This is a genomic window from Catenulispora pinistramenti, from assembly GCF_018274385.1.
Lineage (GTDB): Bacteria > Actinomycetota > Actinomycetes > Streptomycetales > Catenulisporaceae > Catenulispora > Catenulispora pinistramenti.
This window is the reverse complement of the sequence record NZ_JAAFYZ010000393.1, coordinates 1-4,426: the sequence shown is the minus strand read 5'-3', so window position 1 is coordinate 4,426 and position 4,426 is coordinate 1. Positions and strand designations below refer to the sequence as shown.

Annotated in this window: 3 protein-coding genes; all 3 read left to right on the top strand. The window is 69.3% G+C overall.

Annotation, left to right across the window (positions count from 1 at the left end):
- A partial coding sequence (locus KGQ19_RS47520; RefSeq protein WP_212022082.1) for a LysR family substrate-binding domain-containing protein occupies window positions 1-696 on the top strand: 696 nt, incomplete at its 5' end.
- Between the two features lie 169 nt (window positions 697-865).
- Window positions 866-3,235 carry a collagenase gene (locus KGQ19_RS47515; RefSeq protein ID WP_212022080.1) on the top strand — a complete coding sequence of 790 codons (2,370 nt, stop codon included), beginning with the start codon at window positions 866-868 and terminating at the stop codon, window positions 3,233-3,235.
- 176 nt (window positions 3,236-3,411) lie between these two features.
- Entirely contained in the window at window positions 3,412-4,416 is a 1,005-nt protein-coding gene (locus KGQ19_RS47510) for a LacI family DNA-binding transcriptional regulator (protein ID WP_212022061.1), read from the top strand.
- Window positions 4,417-4,426: the final 10 nt, after the last annotated feature.

Below are 4,426 nucleotides of genomic sequence, written 5' to 3'. Positions count from 1 at the left end.
GGGGCGGGGCGGACGCTGCGGTTCGCGGCGACCAACACGCCGATGCTGCCCGGGCTCGTGGGGCGATTGCGTGGCGTGCTGCCGGATCTGACCGTCTCGGTGAGCAGTGTCTACTCCTCGGCCGACATCGTCGACCAGCTGGAGGAGGGCTCCCTGGACGCCGGGGTCGCCGCCGACTACCCGAGCCTGGAACTGGCGCATTCGGACCGGCTGGCGCACCGGGGCATCGTGACCGAGCCGTCGTTCGTCGCGCTGCCCGCGCGGCATCCGCTGGCGCGGCGGGTGGAGGTGGCGCTCGCGGATCTGGCCTCGGAGGCGTGGTTCATGACGCCGGACGACGGCGCGGGCTGGCCCGGCGTGTTCTACGCCGCGTGTGAGACGGCCGGATTCGAGCCGGCCGCGGTGCACGAGTTCCTGGGCGACCAGATGCAGCTCCAGGAGATGATCGCGGACGGGCTCGGCATCTCGATGGTGCAGGCTACGCTGCGGGCGCTGCCCGGGGTGGTCATCAAACCCCTGATCGGCACGCCGCTGTGGTGCCGGTACCTGTTGGTGTGGCGGCGCGACCGGCTCGGTGACGACGTCGCGGAGGCGTTGTTCGGATCGGCGACCGCGGCGTACCGGACGCTGATCGCGCGCTCGGCACACTTCCAGGCCTGGGCCGCCGGCGCCTACAAGACCAAGACCGGTCATTAATCTGTGACATAGCACTGTTGAACTGGAACGACGCTGGAGTTATGGCCGCGCGTGCCATAGTCCTATCCCCCGAACACATTGTCAGTCCTCTGTGGCGCTGTCAGATTGCGGTCCAGCGCCTCCTCGTCCGATGCCCCCTGAGGCGCACGCCAACCATCAAGGAGTAGTGATGCGCCGCTCCCAGCTCAGCCGGCACAGATCCCGCCTGCCCGGAATAGCCGCCGCGGCCCTGGCCGCGGTGGCGATCGCCGGGGTGACCGCCACCGGCACCGCGTCGGCCGCCGCCTCGTCGCGGACCGGCCACGCCGCCGCCGCACCGAGTCAGACCAAGAACCAGAGCACGAATCCGAGCGCGAATCAGAGTGCAAGTCAGAGCACGAACTCGCCGTCGCCGACCGGCTCGGCGACCACCACCGACACCGGTCGCCCCGCCGTCGCGAAGACCGCGAAGCCGGTCGGGGATCTCGCACCGCGGGTGCCGATCGGCGGCAGCACCGCCGACGGAGCCAAGACCGGCGCCACGAAGCAGTCATCGGTCGCGAAGGCCACGGCGACTCAGTCCTGTACGCCCGCGGACTTCGACTCCCGTTCCGGCAGCGCCCTCGCGGACTACGTCAAGTCCTCGACTACCGACTGCATCAACACCCTGTTCACCGTCACCGGCTCGGACGCCACCACGATCTTCAGCGAAGCCAACATGGAGGCCGTCGCCGGGTCCTACCAGAGCGGCGCCGGGAGCTATCCCGGTGACGACTCCACCAGCGTCCAGCAGCTCGTGCTGTTCCTGCGCGCCGGGTACTACGTGCAGTACTACAGCAACGGCTCGATCCCGGCCTACGGCCAGGCGCTCGCCACCGCAGTCGAGGGCGGCCTGGACGCGTTCTTCGCCGATTCGCACGCGCTGGACGTGAACGACAACAACGGACCTGTGCTCGGCGAGACCGTCATCCTCACCGACAGTGCCGGCGAGCAGGCCCGCTACCTCGGCGCCTACCAGCAGATCCTGAACGCCTACAACAGTTCCTTCGACGCGTACCCGACGATGCTGAACGCGGTGAACGACGTCTACACGCCGCTGTTCCGGGGGCACCAGTTCCCGGCGTTCGTCACCGCCGTCACCGCCGACCCGAGCATCATCGACACGCTGAACAGCTTCGCGCTGAACCACATCAGTCTGCTCGGCGGTGCGAATTCCTACCTGGATTCCAACGCCGGGCTGGAGATGAGCCGGTTCGTGCAGCACACCGCGCTGCAGGCGAAGGTGCGGCCGCTGATGAACGGGCTGCTCGCCGCCTCGTCGATGACCGGTCCCACGGCGCCGCTGTGGGTCGCGGTGGCCGGCAACGCCGACTACTACGACCAGGCGAACTGCGCGTACTACAACGTGTGTGACCTGGCCACGAAGCTGACCGCCGCGGTGCTCACCACGACCACGCACTGCGACGCCAACCACACCGTGCTGTCCCAGGCGCTGACCGCCGCGGACACCAGCGCGGTCTGCGCCAGCATCCTGGGCCAGTACTCGTACTTCCACACGCTGGTGCACGACAACGGCCCGATCCCCGGCCAGTACGACCAGAACTTCGTGCTGACCGTGTTCGGCTCGCCCACCGACTACCAGACCTACGCCGGCCCGATCTACGGCGTGGACACCAACAACGGCGGCATCACGCTGACCGGCGACCCGACCGACCCGAACAACATCGTGCGCTCGATCATGTACCAGTGGGCCACCGACAACGGCTTCGTGGCCCGGGTGTGGAACCTGAACCACGAGTTCACGCACGCGCTGGACGCCGAGTACGACACCAAGGGCGACTTCGCCGCCGAGACCACGGTGCCGGACATCTGGTGGATCGAGGGCGTCGCCGAGTACGTCTCGTACAGCTACCGCAATGTCACCGACACCGAGGCGGTCAGCGAGGCGGCGACGCACCGGTACGCGCTGAGCACTCTGTGGCAGAGCACGTATGACAACAGCGACGAGACACGCACCTATCCCTGGGGCTACCTCGCCGTCCGCTACATGATGGAACGGCACCCCGCCGACATCGCCACGCTGCTGGCGGATTTCCGGGCCGGCGACTACCAGGGCGCCTACACCTTCTACGGCACGACCATCGGCACGTCCTACGACGCCGACTTCAACACCTGGCTGGACCAGTGCGCGGCCGGGGCCTGCCAGGCCGGCGGGACGCCGCCGCCGAGCCAGACCTGCACCGACCCGGACACCCGGGTCATGGGTCAGAACTGCTCGCGGACCGGCGAGTCGGCCGCGGCCGGCGCGATCGACTACTTCTACATCGACGTCCCGGCCGGCACCTCGACGCTGACCATCACCACCGCCGGCGGGACCGGGACGGCCTATCTGCTGTACGACCCGAGCACCTGGGCCACGCCGAGCGCGTACACCCAAGGCTCGCAGAACAGCGGGACGACGCAGAGCCTGACGATCAGCAACCCGCCGGCCGGGTACCAGTACATCAGTCTGTACGGGCAGGCCGCCTTCAGCGGGGTGACGATCACCACCTCGTACTGATCCGTCTGCCTGATCCGTCTGCCTGATCCGTCTGTCTGATCCGTCCGTACCTGATCAAAGGCGGCGGGGCCACCGTTGGTGGTCCCGCCGCTACTGGTTTCGCAGTGGGGAACACGCCGGGTGGTCGCCGTGCCACAATCCTGTCCGGGGTTAGTAAGTGAGGACGGGGGATCGGAATGCGGGTCACCATCGCCCATGTGGCGTTGCGGGCCGGGGTCAGCAAGGCCACGGTGTCGCGGGTGCTCAACGGAAAAGGGGAGACGGACGCGTCCACCGCGGCCCGGGTCCGGCGGGTCGTCAAGGAGCTCGGCTATGTGCCCAGCGCCGGGGCGGTGTCGCTGGCCAAGGGCCGCACCGGGGTGGTCGGGGTACTGGCGCCTGCCCTCACCCGGCCGTGGATCGCGCAGGTCATGCAGGGTGTAGTGGACGCGATGGAGAGCAGCAACCACGGGCTGATGCTGTTCACCCGCAACCGCGGCGACGACTCCTTCCGCCGGTTCGCGGGCCACGTCGACGCCAACGCCTTCGACGGCCTACTGGTGATAGAGCCGGAGGAGACGCTACCCGCGGTGGACCGGATGGCCGCCGCCGGACTGCCGGTGGTGCTGATCAGCGACCGGACCGCGGCCGCGCGGATGCCGGTGGTCGCCAGCGGCAACCGCGCGGGGGCGCGCCAGGCCGCGGAGCACCTGCTGAGCCTGGGCCGCCGCCATCCCCTGGTACTCGGCGGCCCGGAGGGCTACGACTGCGCCGTCGAGCGGGTCGAGTCCTTCACCGAAGCCTTCACCGAGGCCGGGTTCCCGGTGCCGCAGCAGGCGCACTTCCCCGGCGACTACTCCGGGGAGTCCGGCCGGGTGGCCGTGACCCGGGCCGAGGCCGACGGAATCGAGTTCGACTCGGTCTTCACCCACAACGACCTGTCGGCCTCGGGCGTCCTGCAGCTACTGGCGCAGCTCGGCCGGTCAGTGCCCGACGACGTGGCCGTCGCCTGCTTCGACGACGCCGGGCACGCCCCGCTCACCGCCCCGCCGCTGACCGCCGTGCGACGGCCGCTGCGGGACATGGGGGCCGAGGCGGCTCGGATGCTGGTCTCGGCGTTGGCCGGGGACGGGGCGCTGGACAAGCCGGTGGAGATCGCTACTGAGCTGGTGGTTAGGGATTCTTCGGTGCGGGTGGGTTGAGGGGGACGGG